Raw genomic sequence first — 23,770 nt, forward strand, 5'->3', positions numbered from 1 at the left:
GCCGGTCCTGACCAGCGGGCCGGTCCAGGGCGGCGGGTCGCCGGTCCGCGGGTCGGCCCGGGGCCCCGAGGCGGTCCGGCGGCATCGGGCGGCCGGCGGGCGTCGGGTGGGCACCGGGCATCGGGCGGGCGCCCGTCGTGCGGCCGTTCGGGCCCGGCGCACTCGGACCCGCACTGGGCAGGCGCCGCAAACCGGAGCGGTCGGGGGCGGGCCGGTCCGGGACGGCACGGTCGAGCGCAGGCCGGTCGGACACGGCTCGGTCCAGGGCGGGGCGGGCCGGCGCGGGCCGCTCGGGAGCGGCCGCCCCGGCGAGGGCGCGGCGGGCGAGCGCGAGGTTGCCCTCCTCGCGGTCGAGGCGCAGCACCACCCAGCGGTTCCCCGAGAGCGGCCGGGCGAGGTGGAAGGCGACCTCCGTCGTCAGGACGACGTCGGAGAACACCCGCCCCCGCTCCTGCGAGATCGACGCGAGCCGGCGGGCCCAGTCGAGGACCGCGAGGTCGGCGTCGGGCGCACCACCGAGCTCCGCGCGGACCCGGTCGCCGTCGCCGGACTCCTCGACGACGAGCAGGTAGCGGGCGCCGGGGAGGTCGAACAGCGCCGAGAGAGGACCGGGGAGGTCCCTCGTCACGTCGGTCGGGGGCCCGCCCCATCCGAGTGCGACCACGCGATCCCCGTTCCCACCGATGACTGGACCGACGCACCGTAGGTTCGCCGTCGGTGAGGGGCAACGACGCCGAACGGCCCAACGGACCTCGTCCGCGACCGCAGAGATGACGGACCGTCCCTCGTCCCGCGCCACGCGCGACACGCCGGTCCGGCGCTGCCGGATGGTGGAAGAAGTGCGGCGGTCGAGGGAACATCGACGACTCAACCGGGCGTAGACACAGGACTGATCGGACCAGCGTCAGCGGTGCATCCGGGCGAACCGGACGACCACGACCGCCCGCCGACCCCGGAAATCGTCCGGAAGCGAATCATCAGGTCCACCGGATCGGACCAGTGGCCTGTGTTGCGCAATCGCGTCGCGTCAGGCGGGTGGTCGACCCGGGCACGCGATCTCGGCGAGCACCGGGTCGCGGGGGAAGCGGAGCTCGGTCCGGGCGGGCGCGCCCAGCAGGTTGTCGCGGAACCGTTCCCACGTCATCGGCGCGGACACCGACGCCCGGAGCTCGGCGATCGCCGGGCACTCGAGGGCACGGGCGGCGGCCGCGACGTCGTCGGGCCGGACCGCCCGGCTGTCGACGCCCGTCCCGCCGCCGGCCGCCACCGACCAGGCCGCGGGGAGGTTCTTGTCGTGGCCCGTGCGGCCGTCGGGGACGATCGTCGTGTGGGCCGCCAGCGGGTCCACGAGCCCGACGGTGTCGGTGACCCGGACGTCGAGCGGCGTGAGCGCCCCGGCGGCCCCGAGGTTGAGGAAGACCAGCCCCGACGGCCTGCCGGGCGCCAGGGGCACCGGGTCCCACTCCGGCCCGGCCGGGCCCCGGCCCGGGGCGAGGACCGCGAGGACCGGCCGCGGGCTCTGCGCGATCAGGGCCGCGCCGCCGGCGACGTAGGGGTGCGTGCGGTAGTCGTCGGCGGTGACCGGGTGCGGCTCCCCCAGGAGCTGGATGTAGAAGTCGCGCTCGTCGGCGATCCCCGAGGCCGAGATGCCGTGGTAGTTCGTCCGCGCGTTCACCCCGATCACGCCCGCCCACAGCAGCAGGGCGAGCAGCGGCACCGCGGTATGACGCCGCACCGGGAGCGCCATCACGGGCAGGAGCACGCAGAAGATGGCCGGCAGGAGCATCCGGGCGTGCATGAAGTCGCCGCCCACCCGCACCACGTAGAGCAGCATCCCGAGCCCGCCGAGCACGGGGGCGAGCGCGACCGCCACCGTCGCGGCCCGGTCCCAGGCCCGGGTGCGGCGCACGTCGGCCGGGGCCTCGGGAGTGGCCGTCTCGGCACCCGACCGGCGGGCCCACCAGTCCGAGCGCGCGACCCGCTGGGCGAGCACGACGAGCGCCGCGACGGTGAGCAGGAACGCGGGGACGAGCAGCCAGTAGGTCGCCACGGTGTCGCGCAGGTAGGAGTAGCCGCGCCCCCACCGGGCGACCCCCGCCTCCTTCGCGAGGGCCGTGGAGGGGACGAGCAGGCCGTAGTAGCCGGCGCGGAACACCTCGTAGGCCGCCGCCGGTGCGGCGCACAGCACCCCGAGCCCCACCACGCGGGCCCAGCCCCGGCGGTCGCGGGGCTGCTCCAGCACGGCGAGCGCGAGGCCGGCGGCCGCCGCGGGCACGGCGAGGTCGGGCCGGACGAGCGGCCCGAGCCCCAGGAGGAGCGCGGTCGGCCAGGCCGACCCGGGCCGTCGTCGGGAACCCTGCACGACGAACAGGCGCGGCTCCCGCTGGGAGCGGCGCACCAGCAGCCAGAAGGTGAACGCGAGCCAGAAGAACGACAGGCCGGTCTCCAGCCCCGACGTGCCGAAGTCCCAGAAGGGCGGCATCGCGAGCACGACGAGGCCGCCGGCGGGCACCACCACCCGGCCCAGGCCGGTGAAGCGGCGGGCGGCGTCGAGGGCGAACCCGAGCGCGGCCAGGGAGAGCACGAACCCGCAGCCGACGGCGGCGAGCTCGGGCCGGACCGGCAGCAGGGAGAGCCCGAGCAGCACGACGGTCCAGAGCGTGGAGGTGTTCGCCTCCACCCGCTCGCCGACGTTGAACACCGGCCCCTGGCCGTCGAGGATCTGGCGGACGGTGCGCAGGAAGATCAGGCCGTCGTCGGAGATCCAGCGGCGCTGCCAGACCAGCAGGCCGTAGACCAGGACGGTGACGGTGAGCAGCACCGCGGTGACCGTGACGGGGCGGCGGCGCGCCCGGCGGGCGAGGTCCCCGGTCAGCTCGACCGCGCGGGACCGGGGCGGGGACGGCGCGACCGACGTCGTCTCGCCCATCACGCCTCCTGTGTCGCTCACCGGTACCGGGACGCCCAGGACCGGGCCTGGGCGTCGGTGAGCACCGCGACCTGGTCCACGACCACCCGCAACCGCCCCGGGCCGTCCCCTGCAGCGTCCCACGCCGGACGGAAGGCGGGGTCGAGCGCGTCCGGCGCGCCGTCGCACAGTCGCCCGACCAGGTCGGCGAGCAGACCGCGCTGCTCGGCCTGCGCGGCGAGGCGCGCCGGGTCGGACATCACCCAGCGCACCGCCGCTGCCTTGAGCAGCGTCACCTCGGCACGGGCGCCGGGGGGCACGACGAGGTCGTCGTCGGGCTCCAGCTCCTCCCGGCCCACCGCGGCCAGGGTCTCCTCGACCGCCGCCGCCACGAACCGCCCGACGAGCTCGCTGGTCAGGCGCTTGAGCGCGATCTGCGCGGCGAGCGTGCGCGACTCGGTCAGCCGCGCGACCGCGAGCAGCGGCGGGTAGGCCGCGAGGCGCTCCGCGGCGCGGGCGAGGTCGTCGGGGTCGGCGCCGAACGCGTCGGCGGCCAGGGTGATCAGCCCGGTGTCGGGGGTCGCGAGCCACTCGCCGTCGATCCGCCCCGCGACGACGGCGTCCTCCACGTCGTGCACGGAGTAGGCGACGTCGTCGGCCCAGTCCATCACCTGCGCCTCGACACAGGGTCGCTCGTCGAGCGGGTCGCGGATCCAGGCGAACACCTCGGCGTCGTCGGCGTACACCCCGAACTTGCGCTGCCCCTCGCGGCGCGGGAAGGGGTACTTGATGCAGGCGTCGAGGGTGGCGCGGGTGAGGTTGAGCCCGGAGCTGGGACCCGCGTCGTCGTTCTTCGGCTCCAGCCGGGTCAGCAGCCGCAGGGTCTGCGCGTTGCCCTCGAACCCGCCCGCGTCGGCCGCGACCGCGTCGAGCGCCCGCTCGCCGTTGTGCCCGAAGGGCGGGTGCCCGATGTCGTGCGCGAGGCCCGCGGTGTCGACGACGTCGGGGTCGAGCCCCAGCTCCTCGGCCATCCCGCGCCCGATCTGCGCGACCTCCAGCGAGTGCGTCAGCCGCGTCCGCGGCACGCCGGTGACCTCGGCGTCCTCCCCCGGCCCCACCACCTGCGTCTTGCCCGCCAGGCGGCGCAGCGCGGCCGAGTGCAGCACCCGCCCGCGGTCGCGGGCGAACGGCGAGCGCCGGTCGCGCCCGCCCTTGGGCGGTTCGGGCAGGAGGCGTTCCCGACGAGGGTCGGTCACTGCAGGCCGGGATCGGAGAAGTCCGACGACGCGTGCGCGAGGTGGTAGTAGATGAGCCCCGCGGTCTCGCGGACGATGTAGAAGAACTGCGTCCGGCGGGTCTGCGAGACCGGCCCGCCCTTCGCGGGGCTCGTCGTGGCGTCCAGCCCGACGTCGCGGGCCATCGTGCGCGAGCGCAGCGAGTGCCACGGGTCGGACACGATCACCGCGGAGGTCCAGCCGCGCTGCGCGGCCACCGTCCCCACCGCCGCGAAGCTCCCGAGCGTGTCGCTGCCCTCGTCGATCGGCAGCACGTCGCGGTTCGGCACCCCGTGCTCGGTGAGCCAGCGGTCGCCGCTCTCGGCCTCGGAGAACTGGTCGCCCTTCGCGGCGCCGCCCACGGTGACGATGCGCGGCGCGACCCCCTCCTGGTAGAGCGAGAGGGCGTGCTCCAGCCGCGCCTCGAGCACCGGGGAGGGGCGTCCGTCGTACTGCGCGGCGCCCAGGACGAGGATCATGTCGGTCGGCGTGCGCTCGTCGGTCCGGCCGAGCTGCCACACCCGGAAGGCCGTGCCGCCGACGAGCAGGAGCGCGATCACGACCGCGCCGACCACCACCCGCGGCGCCCAGGTCAGCGCGGCCCGGGGTCGCGAGCGCACTCCCGGGGCGCTCACGCGCCGATCTGCCCGCGCTTCGCGGACAGCGCGTCGGGGTCGCGCCCGGAGCGGACGGCGAGGACCTCGGCGACGACCGACACCGCGGTCTCGGCCGGGGTGCGTGCCCCCAGGTCGAGTCCCACGGGGCCGTGGATCGCGGTCAGGCCGTCCTCGGTGACGCCGGCGGCCAGCAGGCGCTCGCGCCGCGCGGCCTGGGTGCGCCGCGACCCGAGCGCGCCGAGGAACCCGCGCCCGTGGCCCAGGCCGGCGAGCAGCGCCTCGTCGAAGGCCGGGTCGTGGTCGAGGAGCACCAGCACGTCGGCATCGGTGAACGCTCCGACCGCGGCGGTGGTCTCCGCGACGGTCGTCGTCGTCCGGTAGCCCCAGCCCAGGACCTCCGCCTGCGCGGCCAGGGCCTCCCCGAGCGCCCCCGCCCCCACGACGAGCAGCGAGGGCACGGGCACCCAGAGGTCGACGAGCACCTCGGTGCCGGCCAGCTCGACCCGCTCCGTGGCCGTGGCCCCGCGGCGCAGGAGGCCGCGCACATGGCCGAGGGCGGCCTCGTCGAGCCCCGCCCCGTCACCGCCGAGGGAGCCGTGCACGGTCTCCAGGTCGTTCCCGACGACCGCGAGGGCCGCCCGGCCGTCGACGGTCGACACGAGCGCCGCCGGGGTCCCGGCCGCGAAGGCCTCGGCCAGCGCGTGGGCGGGCCCGCCGTCGAGGGGGTGGGCGAGCAGCGTCGCGCCGCCCGCGCAGGCCAGCCCGGCGGCCACGGCGTCGTCCTCGCCGACGTGGGCCTCGAGGGTCTCCGGGACGGTCAGCGCGGTGCGGGCCAGGTCGCCCGCGGTGACGTCGAGCGCGCCGCGCAGGAGGTCGCCGCCGACCACGATCTGGCCGTCGAGCGTCCCCCGCGCCGCGAGCAGCTGCCCGGGCTCGACGACGCCGAACCCGTGCCGGGCCAGGACCCGGACCACGCTGACGGGCGCGGTCGGGTCGTCGCCCCCGCCGAGGATCTCGCTCAGCCGGCTCACGGCGGTCACGCGCCGATCAGGCGGGCGGCGAGGTAGCCCTCGAGCTGGTCGAGGCCCACCCGCTCCTGGGTCATCTCGTCTCGGTGGCGCACCGTCGCGGCCTGGTCGTTCAGCGAGTCGAAGTCGACCGTCACGCAGAACGGCGTGCCGATCTCGTCCTGGCGGCGGTACCGGCGGCCGATCGCGCCGGCGTCGTCGAAGTCGACGTTCCAGTTCCGCCGCAGCCGGGCCGCGAGGTCGCGGGCGACCGGCGAGAGGTCGGCGTTGCGGCTCAGCGGCAGCACCGCGGCCTTCACCGGGGCCAGGCGCGGATCGAGCTTGAGCACCGTGCGCTTGTCGACCCCGCCCTTGGCGTTCGGCGCCTCGTCCTCGGTGTAGGCGTCGAGCAGGAACGTCATCATCGAGCGGCCCACCCCGGCCGCGGGCTCGATGACGTAGGGCCGGTAGCGGGAGTCGGTCGCCTGGTCGTAGTAGCTCAGGTCGACGCCGCTGTGGTTCGAGTGCGTGGTGAGGTCGAAGTCGGTGCGGTTCGCGATGCCCTCGAGCTCGCCCCACTGCTGCCCGGCGTTGAAGTCGAAGCGGTACTCGATGTCGACGGTGCGCTTCGAGTAGTGGGAGAGCTTCTCCTTCGGGTGCTCGTAGTGGCGCAGGTTGTCGGCCGAGATGCCCAGGTCGGTGTACCAACGGGTCCGCTCGTCGATCCAGTACTGGTGCCACTGCTCGTCGGAGCCGGGCTCGACGAAGAACTCCATCTCCATCTGCTCGAACTCGCGCGTGCGGAAGATGAAGTTGCCGGGCGTGATCTCGTTGCGGAAGCTCTTGCCCATCTGGCCGATGCCGAACGGCGGCTTCTTGCGCGCCGCGGACATCACGTTGGCGAAGTTCACGAAGATGCCCTGCGCGGTCTCGGGCCGCAGGTAGTGCAGACCCTCCTCGGACTCCACCGGGCCGAGGTGGGTCTTGAGCATCATGTTGAACTCGCGCGGCGGCGTGTACTGGCCGCGGGTGCCGCAGTTGGGGCACGGGACGTTCGACAGGTCGAAGACCGTGTGGCCCTCGGCGTCGGTCGACTCGAGCGACGGCCCGCCGGTGCGCTCGGCGAAGTCCTCCGCGAGCTGGTCGGCGCGGAAGCGGCGGTGGCAGTGCGTGCACTCGACCAGCGGGTCGGTGAACACGTCGACGTGGCCGCTCGCGACCCAGACCTGGCGCGGCAGGATCACGCTCGAGTCGAGGCCGACGACGTCGTCGCGGCCGGTGACCATGTGGCGCCACCACTGCCGCTTGACGTTCTCCTTGAGCTCGACGCCGAGCGGCCCGTAGTCCCAGGCCGAACGCGTACCGCCGTAGATCTCTCCCGACGGGAAGACGAACCCGCGGCGCTTGCACAGGTTCACCACGGTCTCGATGCGCGAGCTGCCGGTGGGGGTGGGCACTTCGGACTCTCCTGGGGCTGCTGGACGGCCTACCCAGGGTAGCGAGCGGGTCCGGTCCCCGTTGCGGGTCGGTGGCCTCCGACCCCGTCAGCCGAGGATGCTCGCGTGCTCGACCCAGGCGTCGTCGGGACCGCCGGTGAAGCGCCGCTCGAAGGTGGCCTGGTCCTGCGTGCGGGCCGCCGAGAGGAACGGGACCACGTGCTCGCGCACCTCGAACGGGCTCAGCGCGCGGCGGTAGGCGGTCAGCGACTCGAACACCGCCACCAGCACCCACTCCCCCGGCACCTCGACCGCCCGGGCGAACTCCACCCGCTCGCACCCCGGCTGCGCCGCCAGGAGGCCGACCGCCCGGCGGGCCCGGTCGAGGAACCCGGGGTCGTCGGGCTCGGTGAAACGGCAGATCAGCAGCACGCCCCGGACGGTACGGCGTCCCCGCCGGCGCCGAGTGGGCGCTGACGGCTCCCCCGGCCGCCCTGGACGCCCACTCGACGAGGGCCCCGCCGCCCAGTGGGCACTGAGGGCTCCCGCCACCGCCGTGAGCGCCCACCCGACGGGCTTATCGACACCCGGTGTCGGTACGGGCGGGAAGTGGGACACTGGTGGACGACGGTGGTGGCGGGCGGAGAGGTGGTGGGCCAGGTGTCGACACCCAGTGGCGAGCCCGGGCGGGCGGCCACGTCGGGTCGACGCGGACGGCGGGGCGACCTGCGCCGGCCGCTGCTGCCGGGACGCGGCCCGCTGGCCGGGAAGTCGCCGGTCCTGGCGTTCCTCGCGGTCGTCGTGGTGTTCGCCGCCGGGGTCCTGATCGGCGGGCCCGTCGGGGCGCTGCTCCTGGGGCTCCTCGCCGTCGGGGTGGCGGTACTGCTGGCCACCACCTGGCCGCGGATGAGCCCGCCCGAGCGGGTCGCCCGGGCGCTCATCCTCGTGGTGCTCGTCGGGGTCACGCTGGCGGTGGCGCTGCGATGACCGCCGACGCCACCGGCCTCGACCCCACCGATGTCGGCGTCCACGACCTCGTCGCGCCGGCCACGCCCCTCCCGGAGCACGAGACCCTCGACGCCGCCGGCGAGCTCCTGCGGGCCCTGGCCGCGCCGGTGCGCATCGCCGTGGTGCTCGAGCTGCGCAGCTCGCCGCGCTGCGTCCACGAACTCGTCGACACCCTCGGCGTCACCCAGCCGTTGATCAGCCAGCACCTGCGGGTCCTCAAGGGGGCGGGCGTGGTGCGCGGCGAGCGGCGGGGCCGTGAGGTGGTGTACCGATTGGTCGACGACCATCTCGCCCACATCGTCGTCGACGCCGTCGAGCACGTGCAGGAGGACCCGTGACCGAGCCGCGCCCGACCGTCGTCCCCGGACAGCGGTCGACCCGCCAGCGCGCCGCGATCGGGGACCTGCTCGACCAGCTCGACGACTTCCGCTCGGCCCAGGACATCCACGAGGAGCTGCGTCGTCGCGGCGAGGGCATCGGGCTGACGACGGTGTACCGCACGCTGCAGGCACTGGCCGACGCCGGCGAGATCGACGTGCTGCGCACCACGGCCGGCGAGGCCTCGTACCGACGCTGCTCCGACACCCACCACCACCACCTGGTGTGCCGCACCTGCGGGCGCACCGTCGAGGTGGAGGGCCCCGCGGTGGAGCACTGGGCCGAGAAGGTCGCCGCCGAGCACGGCTTCGCCCAGATCGACCACACCGTGGAGATCCTCGGTATCTGCTCGGGCTGCCGGGCCTGATCGGGCCCCGCCGCCCGGAGCGAACGGCACTCTCGCTGCTTCTATGTGCGCGAGAGTGCCGTTCGCTCCCCGGGCTGCCGGGCCTGAACACACGAGCGGCCCGTTCGTCACCTTCTTCGGTGACGAACGGGCCGTTCGTCCGGTCCGGCGTGCGCTCTACTCCCGGTCGGCCGCGGGGCGGCCCGCCGGCTCCCGGCCCGCACCTGCCGGGCCGGCCTGCAGGGTGTCATCGATCCCGTCGCCGTCGGCGCGGCCCGGCGCGTCGGCCGGGACCTCCCCGGTGTTCTCGCGGAACGGGTCGGCGTTGCGGCGCACGTCGGCGTAGGTGACGCGCTCCTCCTCGTCGTTGGTGGTGCGCCACGGCCCGTCGGCGTCGGCCGGGAACGACTGCACGTGAAGGTAGAAGTCGTCCCCGTGCTTGTCGGTGCCGTAGTCGATCGCCTGCTCGATGACCTCGGTGCCCTTGAGCTCGCGGAGCACCACGGGGTCGTGGTTGAGGTCGCGCATCAGGGCGATGCACAGCAGCACCATGATGATCACGAACGGCGCCGCGACGAGGATCGTCAGGTTCTGCAGGCCCGACAGCGCGTCCTGCCCGCCGACGAGCAGCATCACCATCGCGACGAGGCCCATGGTGGCGCCCCAGAAGATGACGACCCACTTCTTCGGCTCGTCGGTGCCGCGCTGCGAGAGCGTGCCGGTGACGATCGACGCCGCGTCGGCGCCGGAGACGAAGAAGATCGCGACGAGGACCATCACCAGGATCCCGGTGAACGTCGACGCCGGGTACGCCTGCAGCACCGAGAACAGCTGGGTCTCGGTGTCGGCCGCGGCCGGGTTGAGGCCCTGCTGCTGCTGGGTGATCGCCGCGCCGCCGAAGATCGCGAACCACAGGAGCGAGACGAGGCTCGGCACGAGCATCACGCCGCCGACGAACTGGCGGATGGTGCGCCCGCGGCTGATCTTCGCCAGGAACATCCCGACGAACGGGGTCCACGAGATCCACCAGGCCCAGTAGAAGACCGTCCACGACGAGAGCCAGTCGAGCATCGGCGCGCCGCCGGTGGCCTCGGTGCGGCCCACCATCTCGAAGAACTCCGAGAAGTAGGCGCCGATCGCCGTGGGCAGCAGGTCGAGGATGATCACCGTGGGGCCGACGACGAACACGAACAGCGCCAGCACCCCGGCCAGCACCATGTTGATGTTCGACAGCCACTGGATGCCCTTGGCCACGCCCGAGACCGCGGACAGGATGAACGCCGCCGTCAACACGATGATGATCGGGACGAGCACCTCGTTGCCCGCGTCGGGCAGGAAGCCGGTGGCGTCGAGCCCACCGCCGATCTGCAGGGCACCGAGCCCCAGCGAGGCGGCCGACCCGAAGACCGTCGCGAAGATCGCGATGATGTCGATGACCCGGCCCGGCGTGCCGTTGGCCGCCTTCTCACCGATCAGCGGGATGAACGCCTGGCTGATGAGCTGGCGGCGCCCCTTGCGGAAGGTCGAGTAGGCGATGGCGAGCCCGACGACCGCGTAGATCGCCCACGGGTGCAGCGTCCAGTGGAACAGCGAGGTGGCCATCGCGGTGCGCAGCGACTCGACCTGGTCGCCGTTCACCACCGACCCCGGCGGGGGCTTGGTGAAGAACGACAGCGGCTCGGCCACGCCGTAGAACATGAGGCCGATGCCCATGCCGGCGGAGAACATCATGGCGATCCAGGAGACCGTCCGGAACTCCGGTTCCTCGTCCTCCGCGCCGAGCTTGATGCGGCCGAACCTCGAGAACGCGAGGTAGAGCGCGAACACCACGAAACCGGTGGCGGCCAGGATGAACAGCCAGCCGCCGCCCTGGATCAGGCCGCCGATGAGGCCGCTCGAGACCGCGCTCAGGCTCTCCGTGCTGAAGATGCCCCAGAGCACGAACACGACGGCCAGGACGGCGCCGACGCCGAAGACGACCTTGTCGATGGGCACGGCCCGGCCCGTGGGTTCGGGGCTGCCGCCCGACGCTGCCTTCGGTGGAGCCTCGTCCTGCTGTGTCATGTTCGGTGCGCCCTCCGAGGGACTCGGCGGGCGTCCTCCTCTCCAGGCTGGACGTCAAGCGAGGAGTTTAGGGGAGGAAGCGGACATTCACCGGGCAATCGGGTGAAACCGCCGGAGCGGCGAAAGTGTTATGCGGTCCCGACGAGCTCCGCCCGCACCTGCGACGCGGTGGACACCACGAGCATGAGCAGGGTGCCCAGCGGGTCGGTCGCGAGCCCCTCGGCCGGGAACGCGTAGCGCAGCGTCACGTCCCAGCCGGCCTCGGAGTGCACGACGCCGAGGGTGCCGAAGAGCCCCTGGCCGGCCCGCTCGGCCACGGTGCGCGGCAGGTCGTCGCCCGCGAGGTCCCAGGCGACGACGCAGGTCAGCGACAGCACGGCGAGCCCCTCGACCAGCTCGACCCCCTGCACCGCGCAGGGGACGTCGCCGTGGCGGAAGGAGAGCGCCCCGTCGTCGTCGACCCGCACCTCGACGAACTTCTCGAGCGCCTCGCGGGCGGTGATCAGCAGCGTCGCGGTGGTCGCGGCCTCACGGCTCACGGGGTCTCCTCGGGGTCGTCGGTGCCGTCCACCCGGTCGATCCCGTCCACCCGGTCGGCGGCGCCACCGTAGCGACGGTCCCGGGAGGCGTAGATCTCGCACGCCTGCCAGAGGTGGCGGCGGTCGAAGTCGGGGAACAGCGTGTCGAGGAAGACCATCTCGGCGTAGGCCGACTGCCAGAGCAGGAAGTTCGAGGTCCGCTGCTCCCCCGACGACCGCACGAACAGGTCGACGTCGGGCATGTCGGGCTCGTCGAGGTGGCGGGCGAGGGCCCGTTCGTCGATCCGCTCGGGGTCGATCTCGCCCCGGGCGGCGCGCCGGGCGAGCTCGCGGGCGGCCCCGACGATCTCCGCGCGCCCGCCGTAGTTGACGCACATGGTGAGGGTGACGACGTCGTTGTCCTTCGTCATCTCCTCGGCGGCCTCGAGCTCCCTGATGACGCTGCGCCACAGCCGCGGCCGCTGCCCCGACCAGCGCACCCGGACGCCCATCGCGTGCATCTCGTCGCGGCGCCGCCGGATGACGTCGCGGTTGAAGCCGAGCAGGAACCGGACCTCCTCCGGACTGCGCCGCCAGTTCTCGGTGGAGAACGCGTACGCGCTGATCCACTTCACGCCCACGTCGATGCATCCGCGGACGACGTCGAGCAGCTGCGCCTCGCCGTGCCGGTGCCCCTCGATGCGCGGCAGGCCCCGCTGGTTCGCCCACCGCCCGTTGCCGTCCATGACGAGCGCGACGTGGTTCGGCACCAGGTCGGCGGGGATGGGCGGGGCGGTGGCGCCGCTGGGGTGCGGGTGCGGCGCCATGACCGTCGGGTCGCCGGGGCCGCGCAGGCCCGCCCCCGACCGGCCTCGGCTGCGTTCGGCGCGCTGGCGCAGCGGGCTCACGGGGCGACTCCTTCTGCCGGTTCACGCGGGTCGGTCTCGGGCAGGCCCTCGTCGAGGTCGACCCGGGGCACCCCGCGCCGGTCGACGAAGGGCAGCGAGCGCAGCTGACGCTCGAGGTGCCACTGCAGGTGGGCGGCGACGAGGCCCGCGGCGTCGCGGCGGGCGTCGGGCGGGCTCTGCTCCGCGGCCTCCCAGTCGCCGTCGCGCAGGGCCTCGAGCAGGCGCCACGTCCACCACGAGGGGACGACCGCTCCCCCCGGACGGCAGGTGTCGCACACCGCGCCGCCGGCCCCGACCGCGAAGCGGCGGTGGAAGCCGTGCGAGCCGTCCGGAGAGTCGAGCGGCACCTCCGGCTCGGTGCCGCACCGGGCGCACTCGGTGATCGCGGGGGCGTACCCGGCGATGACCATGGCGCGCAGCAGGTAGGCGTCGAGGACGAGGTGCGGGTCGCGCCGCCCGACCGCGAGACCCCGCAGGGCTCCGACGAGCAGCAGGAACAGCTCCCGGGCCGGCTCGCCCTCCTCGGGGGTGAGGCGGTCGGCGGTCTCGAGCAGCGCGCAGCCCGCGGTGTAGCGCGGGTAGTCGGCCACGAGCTGCCCGCCGAACGCGTCCAGCGTCTGGACCTGGGTGACGATGTCGAGGCTGCGCCCGGTGTGCAGCTGGAGGTCGACGTGGCCGAACGGCTCGAGGCGCGCCCCGAACTTGGACGTGGTGCGCCGGATGCCCTTGGCGGTGGCGCGCACCTTGCCGTGGTGGTGGGTCAGCAGCGTGACGATCCGGTCGGCCTCGCCCAGCTTCTGACACCGCAGCACCACGCCGGTGTCGCGGTAGAGGCCCACACCGACCATCCTGGCACTTCCCCCCGACACCGTTCGTCCGTCACTTGTTCGGTCTATGGAGACAGGTCCCGGCCCTGACTAGCGTGACTCTGCGTCACGACGACCCGGAGGAGACCTTCCATGACCACCCCGCAGCAGCAGCCCACCGGTTACCAGGCTCCCTACGCCGGCTCACCCCAGGTCCAGCCCGGGTACGGCCCGCCGGGGTACGCGCCCGCCGCCCCGGGCTGGAACGTCATGTCGATCGTCGCGCTGGTCTCGGCGTTCTTCATCCCGCTGGTCGCGGTCGTCCTCGGCTGGGTGTCGGTGCGTCAGATCGCCCGCACCGGCGAGCAGGGCAAGCCGCTCGCGATCACCGCGCTCGTCCTGGGCGGCCTGGGTTGCCTCGGCTGGATCGCCTTCTGGGCGGCCATCATCGCCGGCGGCGGCAGCTTCTCGTACTCGATCTAGGGGCTCCACGTCGGAGCGAGCGGCACTCTCGCGCACATAGAAGCAGCGGGAGTGCCGTTCGCTCCGGCGTCAGAAGCCCAGCTTCCGCAGCTGACGGGGGTCGCGCTGCCAGTCCTTGGCCACCTTGACGAACAGGTCGAGGTGCACCTTGGTGCCGAGCATCTTCTCGATCTGCTCGCGGGCGTTGGTGCCGACGACCTTGAGCCGTGACCCGGCCCGCCCGATGACGATCGCCTTCTGCGACGACCGCTCCACGAAGATCTCGGCCCGGATCTTGAGGGTGCGGCCCTCGACGAGCTCCTCGACCACCACGGCGAGCGAGTGCGGCAGCTCGTCGCGCACGCCCTCGAGGGCGGCCTCGCGGATGAACTCCGCGATCATCGTGTTCTCGGGCTCGTCGGTGAGGTCGCCCTCGGGGTAGAGCGGCGGGCCGGGCGGCATGCGCGCCATGAGCAGGTCGGCCAGCAGGTCGACCTGCTTCCCCGACACCGCCGACACCGGCACGATCTCGGCGAAGTCGGCGAGCGCCGAGAGCTCCATGAGCCGCTCGGCGATCACCTCGGGACGCGCGAGGTCGGTCTTGGTCAGGATCCCGACGACGGGCGTGCGGTCGGCGACCTTGCGGAGCTCGGAGACGATGAACTTGTCGCCCGGGCCCACGGCCTGGTCGGCCGGCACGCAGAACCCGACCACGTCGACCTCGGACCACGTGGTGCGGACGACGTCGTTCAGCCGCTCCCCCAGCAGGGTGCGCGGCTTGTGCAGCCCGGGGGTGTCGACGAGCACGAGCTGCCCGTCCTCGCGGTGCACGATGCCGCGGATCGCGTGCCGGGTGGTCTGCGGGCGCGACGACGTGATCGCCACCTTCTGCCCGACGATCGCGTTGGTGAGCGTCGACTTCCCGACGTTCGGGCGCCCGACGAAGCAGGCGAAGCCGGAGCGGAAGCTGTCGGGCCAGGGGTTCGTCATGCCGCGTCCACGAGCTTGCCCTCGAGACGCGACACGATCTCCCGGCCGATCGGCAGCGCGGCCGTGGCCGCCGGGGAGGGCGCGTTCAGCACGTGCAGCACCGTCGGGTCCCCTCGTCCGGGCTCACCGTCCTCGACGAAGAGGAAGTCGTCGACCAGGGAGCCGTCGGGGCGCACCGCCTGGGCGCGCACCCCCGCGCGGCGCATGACGTCGTGGGGCGGGAACAGGTCGTCGGCCGTGGTGCCCGGGAGCATCTTCGAGACCGCCTTCGCCATGGCCCTCTTCGAGAGCGACCGCTGCATCTCGCCGAACCCGTAGCGCCACTGCTTGCCCGCGAGGGCCAGGAAGCCGGGGTCGGTGAGGGTGCCGGCGAGCTCGCGCACCTTCAGCGTGCGCCAGTCGTAGCCCTCCCGGGCCAGCGCGAGGACCGCGTTCGGGCCCACGTGCACCGACCCGTCCACCCCGCGGGTGGCGTGCACCCCGAGGAACGGGAACGCCGGGTCGGGCACCGGGTAGACGAGCCCGCGGATCGCGTCGGCCTTCGGTCCGCGCAGGTCGGAGTACTCGCCGCGGAACGGCACGATCCGCACGCCGGGGTCGAACCCCGAGGCGCGGGCGATCTCGTCGGAGCGCAGCCCCGCGCAGACGACGACCTGACCGGCCAGCAGGTCGCCGGCGTCGGTGTGCACGACGACGTCGGTGCGCCGGCGCCGCGTGGAGCGCACGGCCCGGCCGGTGTGCAGCACGGCGCCGCGGGCGACGGCCAGCTCGGCGAGGCGGCGGGTGATGGCCTCGTAGTCGCAGATGCCGGTGGAGGGCACCCACAGCCCGGCGATCGCGCGGACCGCGGGCTCGCGCTCGGCGACCCCGGCCGCGTCGAGCTCGTGCACCTCGACGCCGTTGGCCCGGCCCCGGCGCACGAGCTCCGCCATCCGCGGCAGCTCGTCCTCCGACGTCGCGGCGACGACCTTGCCGCACTCGACGTAGGGCAGGTCCTGCTCGGCGCAGAAGTCCTTGGTCTCCGCGCACCCCGCGACGGCCAGGCGGGCCTTGAGCGAACCGGGCGCGTAGTAGAGGCCCGAGTGGATCACGTTGGAGTTGCGCCCGGTCTGGTGCCCGGCGAGCGACGACTCGCGCTCGACCAGCGCCACCGACGTGTGCCCGGCGTCGAGCAGGGCGGTCAGCACCGCCAGCCCGACGATGCCTCCCCCCACCACGACGACGTCGTGCCGCGGCGTGGGGCCGGGCACCCCCGCCCGCGATCCGGACGCCTCAGCCACGCTGGTCCTCCTGTCGATGGGCGGGCGACGCGCCGCCGGGTACTCCGGCCGTGCCCACCAGGGCCTCGTCCCCGGAGCCGTGCTCGCCGCGCCCGTGGTCGCCGCGCCGGCTCTTGTCGGGGGCGTGGTCGTCCTGCTCGGCGGGGTTCGGGTCCCAGACGAGCACGGACACGATCCGCATCCGCCCGCGGGCGTCCTCGCCACCCTCGGCGCGCAGCCGCAGGCCGGCGACCTCGGCCTCCGCGCCGGGCAGCGGCACCCGGCCGAGGCGCTGGGCGAGCATGCCGCCGACCGTCTCGACGTCCTCGGTCTCGAACTCGACGCCGAGGGCCTCCTCCAGGTCCTCGATCGGCAGCCGCGCGGACACCCGCAGGGTGCCGTCGTCGAGCCGGTCGAGCGGGCGGTGCTCGGCGGTGTCGTACTCGTCGGTGATCTCGCCGACGATCTCCTCGAGGATGTCCTCGATGGTCACCAGGCCCGCGGTGCCGCCGTACTCGTCGACGACGAGGGCCATGTGGTTGCGGGTGCGCTGCATCTCGCGCAGCAGGTCGTCGGCCTGCTTGGAGTCGGGCACGAAGGCCGCCGGCCGCATGATCTCCGCGACGGCGCCGGAGTGGTCGGCGGGCGAGGCCGACGGGTCGTTCTGGTGGGACGTCGTGTAGCGGACGAGGTCCTTGAGGTAGACGACGCCGACGGTGTCGTCGACGTTGTCGCCGATCACCGGGATGCGCGAGTAGCCCGACTTCAGCGCGAGCGCCAGCGCCTGGCGCACCGACTTGTCGCGCTCGATCCACACCATCTCGGTGCGCGGCACCATCACCTCGCGCACGATCGTGTCGTCGAGCTCGAAGACCGACTGGAGCATCGAGCGCTCGTCGTCGTCGACCAGCCCGCGGGCCTCGGCCATGTCGACCAGCTCGCGGAGCTCGACCTCGTGGCTGAACGGCCCGTCGCGGAAGCCGGGGCCCGGGGTGATCGCGTTGCCGATGAGGATCAGCAGCGACGTCAGGGGGCCGAGCAGCCGGGCGAGGGCGCGGACCGGGAGCGCCACGGCGAGCCCGATCCCGTAGGGGTGCTGCAGGCCGATCGTGCGCGGCCCCACCCCGATGAGCACGTAGGACACGACGATCACGACGACCGCCGCGATCACCACCGCCCAGCCCTCCGCGGGCACGAGCTGCAGGGCGACGTAGGCCCCCAGCACGGTCGACACGGTCTCGGCGGTCAGCCGCAGGAGCAGCAGCAGGTTGAGGTGCCGCGGCTTGTCCGCGACGACCGCGGCGAGGGCGTGCGCCCCGGTCTTCCCCTCCCGCACGATCTGCTCGACGCGCGCCGGGGACATCGTCGTGATCGCGGCGTCGGCGGCCGCGAGGACGCCCGCCACCGGGATCAGCAACAGCGCGGCGACCAGCTGCCCGATCTGGGCGGACGTCACGAGGGACTCTGCTCGTCCAGGCCGACCGTGCCGAGCAGCTTCGCGTCGGCGGCCCGCTGCCGCTCCCGCGTGAGGCGGTCGCGCTCGGCGCGGGCCCGCTCGGCGACCTCGGCGCGCCACTCCCCCAGCAGCTCGCCCTGCAGGCCGAACATCTCGGCCTCCTCGTCGGGCTCCGCGTGGTCGTACCCCAGCAGGTGCAGCACACCGTGGACGGTGAGCAGGTGCAGCTCGTCGTCGAGGGTGTGCCCGGCGGTGACGGCCTGGTCGCGGGCGAAGGCCGGGCACAGGACGATGTCGCCGAGCAGGCTCGGGCCCGAGGGCGGCGCGTCGGGGCGCTTCGCGGTGTCGAGCTCGTCCATCGGGAAGCTCATGACGTCGGTGGGCCCCGGCTCCTCGAGCCAGCGCTCGTGCAGCTCGGCCATCGGCTCGAGCTCGACGAGGAGGATCGAGAGCTCGGCGAGCGGGCTCACGCCCATCCGGTCGAGCGAGTAGCGGGCGACGTCGACGATGGGTGCCTCGTCGACGTCGACGCCCGACTCGTTCGCGATCTCGATGCTCACTGCGGCCTCCGCCGTTCGCGCCGGTTCGGCGGCGGTCCGTTGCGCGGGCCCTGCTGCTGCGGGACGGCCTTCGGGCCGCTGCCCTGGGCGGCGTCCCACCGGCCGTACGCGTCGATGATCTCGGCGACGAGCCGGTGGCGGACGACGTCGGCGCTGGTCAGCTCGCTGAAGTACACGTCGTCGACCCCGTCGAGGATCTGGCGCACCACCTGCAGGCCGGAGAGCTGGCCGCCGGGCAGGTCGACCTGCGTGATGTCGCCGGTGACGACGATCCGCGAGTTGAACCCGAGCCTCGTCAGGAACATCTTCATCTGTTCCGGCGTGGTGTTCTGGGCCTCGTCGAGGATGATGAACGCGTCGTTCAGCGAGCGGCCGCGCATGTAGGCCAGGGGCGCGATCTCGATCGTCCCGGCGGCGATCAGCTTCGGCACCGTCTCGGTGTCGAGCATGTCGTTCAGCGCGTCGTAGAGCGGGCGCAGGTAGGGGTCGATCTTCTCCGACAGCGTGCCGGGCAGGAAGCCGAGCCGCTCGCCGGCCTCGACCGCGGGCCTCGTCAGGATGATGCGCGTGATCTGCTTGGCCTGGAGCGCCTGGACCGCCTTCGCCATGGCGAGGTAGGTCTTGCCGGTGCCGGCCGGGCCGATCCCGAAGACGATCGTGTTGACGTCGATCGCGTCGACGTAGCGCTTCTGGTTCAGCGTCTTGGGCCGGATGGTGCGCCCGCGCCGGGAGAGGATGTCGAGGCTCAGCACCTCGGCCGGCGACGCGCTCTCGGCCCCGTCCTCGGACAGCATGCGGACGGCGCGCCGGACGGCGTCGGGGTCGATCTGCTGGCCGCGGCTGGCGAGCACCACGAGCTCGGCGAACACCCGCTCCGCGAAGGCCACGTCGGCCGGGCTGCCGGTGAGCGTGAGCTCGTTGCCGCGCACGTGGACGTCGGCATCGAGGAGGTTCTCGGCCTCACGCAGGTTCTCGTCGCGCTTGCCCAGCAGGGCGAGCAACGCGGACTCGGGGACGATGATGCGCGACTCGCCGGACGAGTCGGTGGACGTGGGACTCAGGATGGGTGCTCCCCGTGCGGTGATGCAGGCAGGCGTCAGTCTAGACCGAGCCCCCGACAGTCAAGGTGGACGACGGCCCCGACCAGCGGGATCGGAGCCAGCGGTCGTGCGAGGTCACGACGACGGTGCCCGGTGCGGACCCCAGCGCCTCCTCGAGTTCCCCGGCCAGACGCAGTGACACGTGGTTGGTCGGTTCGTCGAGCAGGAGGAGGTCGGGGCCCGCCGCGACGGCGACCGCGATCGAGAGCCGGCGCCGCTGGCCGACGCTCAGGGCGCCCACCGCGGTGCCGTGGTCGCGGGGGTGCAGCAGGCCCAGCGAGCCCAGCGGCACCGCCTCGGCCGTCTCCGCGCCCACCGCCCCGGCGTAGGTCGCGCGGGCGGAGAGGTCGGGGCGGTCGAACTCCGGGTCCTGGCTGACCAGCGCGACCGTGCGCGCCGCGACCTGCACCGTCCCCTCGTCGGGAACCAGGCGCCCGGCGAGGACGTCGAGCAGCGTCGACTTGCCGGTGCCGTTCGCGCCCGTGACCAGCAGCTTCTCCCCCACCCCGACCTCCAGGCGGTCGAGGCGCAGCCGCCCGGCCACCCGCAGCCCGCGGACCGACACGCTCGATCCGGCGCCCGTGAGCGACCCCGAGAACCGCAGGGGCGCGGGGGGCTTCGGGAGCGCCCCACGCTCGGCGACCTCGAGGCGGCGCTCGGCGTCGTGGACGCGGCGGGCCCGGGCGCGCTCGACGTTGGCCCCCTTGAACTTGTGGACGAACTTGTCGTTGTCGGTCGGCCCGCGCCCGGCCGCGACGGCGCCGAGACCGAGGTGGGTCTTCTCCCGCAGGGCGGCGATCTCCTCCTGCTGGGCGGCGAAGGTCTCCTCCCAGCGGCGCCGGGAATCGGCCTGGGCGGCCAGGTACTCGCCGAACGAGCCGCCGAACCGGCGCCCGCCGCGGCCGTCGGTGCCGAGCGCCCCCGCGTCGAGGTCGACGAGCTCGGTGGCGACCCGGTCGAGGAACGTCCGGTCGTGGCTCGCGGCGACGACGACGCCGGGCAGCTCGAGCAGCGAGCGTTCCAGCAGGTCGAGGGCCTCGTCGTCGAGGTGGTTGGTCGGCTCGTCGAGCAGCAGCACCGCGGGCCGGCGCACCAGGGCGGCCGCGAGGGCGAGCCGGGTGCGCTGCCCGCCGGAGAGCCGGTCGACCGGGCGGGCGCGGTCGAGGTCGGCGACCCCGAGCGTCCCGGCCGTGACCTCCGCGCGGCGGTCGGCGTCCCAGGCGTCGTGGGCGATCGCCCAGGAGAGCGCGGCGTCGTAGTCCGCGGCCACGTCGTGCCCGGCGGCCAACCGCTGCGCGAGCGTCCCGAGCGAGGCCACCGCGTCGTGCAGCGGGCGCAGGGCGTCGTCGAGCATGTCCCCGACGGTCGAATGGGCCGCCACCTCCGGCTCCTGCGGCAGGTAGACGAGATCGCGCGGGACCTGCACCGCACCCTCGTCGGGACGGTCGCGGCCGGCGAGCAGACGCAGGAGCGTCGACTTGCCGGTGCCGTTCTCCCCGATCAGCCCGAGCCGGGTGCCGGGGGCGACCGTGAGGTCGAGGCCGTCGAGGACGCGCCGGGTACCGAAGGTGCGGACGAGGCCGTGGGCGACGACGGGCTCGAGGCCGTGCAGGACGCTGGATGACATGACGACGCTCCGGAGTACGGAGGGCATGACCCCGCCGGGCGAGAGGGCCGCGGGCGGTGGTCGGGGCGTCGTCTAGAGGTCCATGGTGCGGTCGAGGGTACCGGAGCCGCCGGACACGGCGAGCGAATTAGCGGAGCAGGCCGAGCACCTGGTCGCGGATCGTGCGCCAGGCCGGGGTGGCCGGGTCGATCACCGCGAAGTGGTCGACCCCCTCGAGCTCGACGATCCGGGCCTGCCCGCGGGCCGCGACGGCGGCGGCGACGTAGCGGCGGGACTGGTCGATCGGCACCACGGCGTCGGCCGTCCCGTGCACCGCGACCACCGGGCACACGGCGGGGACGAGGGCGGCCGGGGAGGCGACGGCGTAGCGGGCGGCCTGGGTGGCGGGGTCGCCGCCGAGGAGGTCGGCGACCGCCCCACCGCCGAGGTTCTGCTGGGCGGCCGCGACGAGGTCGAGCACCCCGGCCTGGCTGACGACGCCCTTCGGGGTCACCGCCGGGCCCGCCCCGGGCGCCGGGGCCCGCAGCCGCGAGCGGGAGGCGGCCCAGACCGCGAGGTGGCCGCCGGCGGAGTGGCCGAGCAGCACGACGTTGTCGAGGTCGAGGGTGCGCCCGCTGCGGCGGGCGACGTCGGCCGCGTCGGTGGCGAGCAGGTCGACCGCCGCGGCGATGTCGGCGAGCGTCTGCGGGAACCCGCCGCCCGCCCCGACCCGCCGGTACTCGACGTTGAGGGCCGCGACGTCGGCGTTGGTGAGGTCGACGGCGAGCGGGGTGCCGAGCTCGAGGCCGTACGCGGCGCGCCAGTACCCGCCGTGGATGACGACGACCACGGGCAGCGGTGCCGGCGTCGGTGCCCCGGGCGGCAGGTGCAGCACCGCGTACTGGGACGGGTCGGCGCCGTAGCGCAGCGGGACCGGGATCGGGGTGCCCGGCCGGGGGGTGGGGGTGGCGCCGCCGGGACTCGAGCAGGCGGCGACGAGGCCGCCGAGACCGAGGACGGCGAGGAGCGAGCGCCGGGCCATCACCGCGCCCACCGTCCGGTCCGCACCCCGAGCGCCCCCAGCGCCACCGCCGCGGCGGTGGAGGTGCGCAGGACACCGGGCCCGAGCCTCGTCGGGACGGCCCCGGCGTGGACGAGGCGGTCGGTCTCGCCGTCGGTCACCCCGCCCTCCGGCCCGACCAGCAGGACGATCTCCGCGCCGGGGAGATCGATGTCGGCCAGGTGCACGTCCGCCATCGAAGCGTCCGCGGTCGCCTCCAGCAGCAGGGGGGTGGTCCCGGCGAGGCGCTGCGCGAGCTGCGGGGTGGTCAGCGGCTCGGAGACCTCGGGGATCCACGCGCGGCGCGACTGCTTGGCCGCCTCGGTCGCGGTCGAGCGCCACTTCGCGAGCGCCTTCGCGCCGCGCGGCCCGTCGTCCCAGCGGGTCACGCACCGCTCCGCGCGCCACGGGATGATCGCGTCGATCCCGGCCTCGGTGGCCACCTCGACGGCCATCTCCCCGCGGTCGCCCTTGGCCAGGGCCTGGGCCAGCGTGATCCGGGGTCCCGACGACGGCTCGGTGCGGACCTCGTCGATCCGCGCGGCCACGTGGGCGCGCCCCACCTCGACGACCTCGGCGCGCGCCCGGGTGCCCGCGCCGTCGCCGACGAGGATCACCTCACCGGGCCGGACCCGCCGCACGTCGGCGGCGTGCCGGCCCTCGGGGCCCTCGAGGGTGACCACGCCGCTCGTCGGGACGTGCCCGACCAGGAACAGGGCCGGGCGCGACCAGTCACCGAGGCTCACGCGTGAAGGCGGCAGATGTGTCGTCCAGTGTCAGCATGGCCGCAGTGCGGACACGTCACCGGCCGCGCCCCGCCGCCCGACGCCGCCCGAACAGCCCGTTGCGCGCCTGGCCGGAGTACTCCGGCTGCTCCTCGCCGCGCAGCGCCGCCAGCTCGCGCAGCAGCTCGGTCTGGCGGGCGTCGAGCTTCTCGGGCACGCCGACGTCGAGGTGCACGAGCAGGTCGCCCCGCCCGTCGCTGCGGCCCGAGGACCGCAGGCGCGGCATGCCCTTCCCGCGCAGCGTGTGGACGGTGCCGGGCTGCGTGCCGGGGTCGACGTGGAGCTCCTCGTCGCCCTCGAGCGTGCGCTGGCGCAGCGTGGTGCCGAGCGCCGCCGCCGTCATCGGCAGCGTCACGTGGCAGTGCAGGTCGACGCCGTCGCGCTCGAAGTAGTCGTGCGGCGCCTCGCTGACCTCGACGTAGAGGTTGCCGGCCGGGCCGCCGCCGGGCCCGACCTCGCCCTGCCCGGCCATCCGGATCCGCATGCCGTCGCCGACGCCCGGGGGCACCTGCACGGTGACCGTGCGCCGCGCCCGGACCCGGCCGTCGCCGCCGCACTGCTGGCACGGGTTCGGGATGATCTCGCCGAGCCCGCGGCACACGGGGCACGGGCGGGCCGTGACGACCTGCCCGATGAACGAGCGCTGCACGTTCTGGATCTCGCCTCGCCCGCCACAGGTGTCGCAGGGGATCGGCTGGGAGCCGGCCTCGCCGCCGCCGCCCTCGCAGCGCTCGCAGAGCACCGCGGTGTCGACCGTCAGCTCGCGCGCCACGCCCGACGCGCACTCCTCGAGGGTGAGGTCGATGCGGATGAGGGCGTCCTCGCCCGGCTGCACCCGGCCGCGCGGGCCCCGGCCGGTCCCGCCGGCGGCGCCGAAGAACGCGTCCATGATGTCGCCGAGCCCGCCGAAGCCGGCCCCGCCGAAGCCGCCCGCGCCGCCGAACCCGCTGCCCGCCGTGGCGTTCGGGTCACCGCCGAGGTCGACGATGCGCCGCTTCTCGGGGTCGGACAGCACCTCGTAGGCGCTCTTGACCTGCTGGAACCGTTCGGTCGCGTCGGGGTTGACGTCGGGGTGGAGCTCGCGGGCGAGCTTCCGGTACGCCCGGCGGATCTCCGCGTCGTCGGCCTCCCGGCTCACGCCCAGGATGTCGTAGTAGTCCGTGGCCACGCTGGTGTGTCCTCTGTGTCCTCGTCAGGTCGAGCGGTGGGGCCGCTCGGCAGT

Annotated in this window: 23 protein-coding genes and 1 pseudogene; 4 read left to right on the top strand and 20 right to left on the bottom strand. The window is 74.3% G+C overall.

Annotated elements, in window-relative coordinates; genetic code table 11:
• The 7 genes and pseudogenes from ACFPBZ_RS26695 to ACFPBZ_RS26725 all read right to left on the bottom strand — a co-directional run.
• Positions 1-664: pseudogene (locus tag ACFPBZ_RS26695) on the bottom strand (hypothetical protein); the annotation flags it as partial.
• A 363-nt stretch (positions 665-1,027) separates the two neighbouring features.
• Complete coding sequence (locus ACFPBZ_RS26700) at positions 1,028-2,929, bottom strand: arabinofuranosyltransferase AftB family protein (RefSeq protein ID WP_378039152.1); 1,902 nt, start codon at positions 2,927-2,929, stop codon at positions 1,028-1,030.
• Between the two features lie 17 nt (positions 2,930-2,946).
• Positions 2,947-4,164, bottom strand: coding sequence for a deoxyguanosinetriphosphate triphosphohydrolase (locus ACFPBZ_RS26705; protein ID WP_378039153.1), 1,218 nt, complete (start codon positions 4,162-4,164; stop codon positions 2,947-2,949).
• Positions 4,161-4,817: a YdcF family protein gene (locus tag ACFPBZ_RS26710; protein WP_378039154.1), complete on the bottom strand. Its 657-nt coding sequence runs from the start codon at positions 4,815-4,817 to the stop codon at positions 4,161-4,163. The genes ACFPBZ_RS26705 and ACFPBZ_RS26710 overlap by 4 nt, the downstream gene beginning before the upstream one ends.
• Positions 4,814-5,839 carry an XdhC family protein gene (locus ACFPBZ_RS26715; RefSeq protein WP_378039155.1) on the bottom strand — a complete coding sequence of 342 codons (1,026 nt, stop codon included), beginning with the start codon at positions 5,837-5,839 and terminating at the stop codon, positions 4,814-4,816. Before ACFPBZ_RS26715 ends, ACFPBZ_RS26710 begins: the two co-directional genes overlap by 4 nt.
• A complete protein-coding gene (locus ACFPBZ_RS26720; protein WP_378039156.1) occupies positions 5,836-7,263 on the bottom strand; it encodes a glycine--tRNA ligase in 1,428 nt (475 codons plus the stop codon). The genes ACFPBZ_RS26715 and ACFPBZ_RS26720 overlap by 4 nt, the downstream gene beginning before the upstream one ends.
• Before the next feature lie 87 nt (positions 7,264-7,350).
• Positions 7,351-7,674, bottom strand: a complete 324-nt coding sequence (locus ACFPBZ_RS26725; protein ID WP_378039157.1) for an antibiotic biosynthesis monooxygenase family protein — start codon at positions 7,672-7,674, stop codon at positions 7,351-7,353.
• Positions 7,675-7,902: 228 nt separating this feature from the next.
• Between ACFPBZ_RS26725 and ACFPBZ_RS26730 the strand changes: the two genes are divergently transcribed.
• From ACFPBZ_RS26730 to ACFPBZ_RS26740, 3 genes are read left to right on the top strand one after another with little or no spacing between them, the layout of a single operon-like run.
• Positions 7,903-8,229 carry a DUF6703 family protein gene (locus tag ACFPBZ_RS26730; RefSeq protein ID WP_378039158.1) on the top strand — a complete coding sequence of 109 codons (327 nt, stop codon included), beginning with the start codon at positions 7,903-7,905 and terminating at the stop codon, positions 8,227-8,229.
• Positions 8,226-8,588, top strand: coding sequence for an ArsR/SmtB family transcription factor (locus ACFPBZ_RS26735; RefSeq protein WP_378039159.1), 363 nt, complete (start codon positions 8,226-8,228; stop codon positions 8,586-8,588). The genes ACFPBZ_RS26730 and ACFPBZ_RS26735 overlap by 4 nt, the downstream gene beginning before the upstream one ends.
• Positions 8,585-8,995, top strand: a complete 411-nt coding sequence (locus ACFPBZ_RS26740; RefSeq protein WP_378039160.1) for a Fur family transcriptional regulator — start codon at positions 8,585-8,587, stop codon at positions 8,993-8,995. The genes ACFPBZ_RS26735 and ACFPBZ_RS26740 overlap by 4 nt, the downstream gene beginning before the upstream one ends.
• Before the next feature lie 156 nt (positions 8,996-9,151).
• On the opposite strand, the gene ACFPBZ_RS26745 is transcribed toward ACFPBZ_RS26740, so the two are convergent.
• The 4 genes from ACFPBZ_RS26745 to recO form a co-directional block, all read right to left on the bottom strand.
• Complete coding sequence (locus ACFPBZ_RS26745; protein WP_378039161.1) at positions 9,152-11,038, bottom strand: BCCT family transporter; 1,887 nt, start codon at positions 11,036-11,038, stop codon at positions 9,152-9,154.
• Positions 11,039-11,166: 128 nt separating this feature from the next.
• On the bottom strand, positions 11,167-11,577 hold the full coding sequence (locus ACFPBZ_RS26750; RefSeq protein ID WP_378039162.1) for a hypothetical protein: 411 nt from the start codon (positions 11,575-11,577) through the stop codon (positions 11,167-11,169).
• On the bottom strand, positions 11,574-12,383 hold the full coding sequence (locus ACFPBZ_RS26755) for an isoprenyl transferase (RefSeq protein ID WP_378039178.1): 810 nt from the start codon (positions 12,381-12,383) through the stop codon (positions 11,574-11,576). Before ACFPBZ_RS26755 ends, ACFPBZ_RS26750 begins: the two co-directional genes overlap by 4 nt.
• A 77-nt stretch (positions 12,384-12,460) precedes the next feature.
• A complete protein-coding gene (gene recO, locus ACFPBZ_RS26760; RefSeq protein ID WP_378039163.1) occupies positions 12,461-13,303 on the bottom strand; it encodes a DNA repair protein RecO in 843 nt (280 codons plus the stop codon).
• Positions 13,304-13,423: 120 nt separating this feature from the next.
• Between recO and ACFPBZ_RS26765 the strand changes: the two genes are divergently transcribed.
• Positions 13,424-13,753, top strand: coding sequence for a DUF4190 domain-containing protein (locus ACFPBZ_RS26765; RefSeq protein ID WP_378039164.1), 330 nt, complete (start codon positions 13,424-13,426; stop codon positions 13,751-13,753).
• A 69-nt stretch (positions 13,754-13,822) separates the two neighbouring features.
• Here ACFPBZ_RS26765 and era read toward each other — a convergent pair whose 3' ends face one another.
• From era to dnaJ, 9 genes are all read right to left on the bottom strand, one after another.
• Positions 13,823-14,722 (bottom strand): GTPase Era, encoded by a 900-nt coding sequence (gene era, locus ACFPBZ_RS26770; protein ID WP_378039165.1) that lies wholly within the window; start codon positions 14,720-14,722, stop codon positions 13,823-13,825.
• The gene (gene lhgO / locus ACFPBZ_RS26775; RefSeq protein WP_378039166.1) at positions 14,719-16,002 is read right to left on the bottom strand and encodes an L-2-hydroxyglutarate oxidase; all 1,284 of its coding nucleotides are present in this window, start codon (positions 16,000-16,002) and stop codon (positions 14,719-14,721) included. Before lhgO ends, era begins: the two co-directional genes overlap by 4 nt.
• Positions 15,995-17,437, bottom strand: coding sequence for a hemolysin family protein (locus ACFPBZ_RS26780; protein WP_378039167.1), 1,443 nt, complete (start codon positions 17,435-17,437; stop codon positions 15,995-15,997). The genes lhgO and ACFPBZ_RS26780 overlap by 8 nt, the downstream gene beginning before the upstream one ends.
• The gene (gene ybeY, locus ACFPBZ_RS26785) at positions 17,434-17,997 is read right to left on the bottom strand and encodes an rRNA maturation RNase YbeY (RefSeq protein ID WP_378039168.1); all 564 of its coding nucleotides are present in this window, start codon (positions 17,995-17,997) and stop codon (positions 17,434-17,436) included. The genes ACFPBZ_RS26780 and ybeY overlap by 4 nt, the downstream gene beginning before the upstream one ends.
• Entirely contained in the window at positions 17,994-19,061 is a 1,068-nt protein-coding gene (locus tag ACFPBZ_RS26790; RefSeq protein ID WP_378039179.1) for a PhoH family protein, read from the bottom strand. The genes ybeY and ACFPBZ_RS26790 overlap by 4 nt, the downstream gene beginning before the upstream one ends.
• 37 nt (positions 19,062-19,098) lie before the next feature.
• Positions 19,099-20,724 (bottom strand): ABC-F family ATP-binding cassette domain-containing protein, encoded by a 1,626-nt coding sequence (locus tag ACFPBZ_RS26795; RefSeq protein ID WP_378039169.1) that lies wholly within the window; start codon positions 20,722-20,724, stop codon positions 19,099-19,101.
• A gap of 127 nt (positions 20,725-20,851) precedes the next feature.
• Entirely contained in the window at positions 20,852-21,757 is a 906-nt protein-coding gene (locus tag ACFPBZ_RS26800; protein WP_378039170.1) for an alpha/beta hydrolase, read from the bottom strand.
• Entirely contained in the window at positions 21,745-22,509 is a 765-nt protein-coding gene (locus ACFPBZ_RS26805) for a 16S rRNA (uracil(1498)-N(3))-methyltransferase (protein WP_378039171.1), read from the bottom strand. The genes ACFPBZ_RS26800 and ACFPBZ_RS26805 overlap by 13 nt, the downstream gene beginning before the upstream one ends.
• 55 nt (positions 22,510-22,564) lie before the next feature.
• On the bottom strand, positions 22,565-23,716 hold the full coding sequence (gene dnaJ / locus ACFPBZ_RS26810; RefSeq protein WP_378039172.1) for a molecular chaperone DnaJ: 1,152 nt from the start codon (positions 23,714-23,716) through the stop codon (positions 22,565-22,567).
• Positions 23,717-23,770 lie beyond the last annotated feature (54 nt).

It is taken from the genome of Actinomycetospora atypica, from assembly GCF_042653685.1.
GTDB lineage: Bacteria > Actinomycetota > Actinomycetes > Mycobacteriales > Pseudonocardiaceae > Actinomycetospora > Actinomycetospora atypica.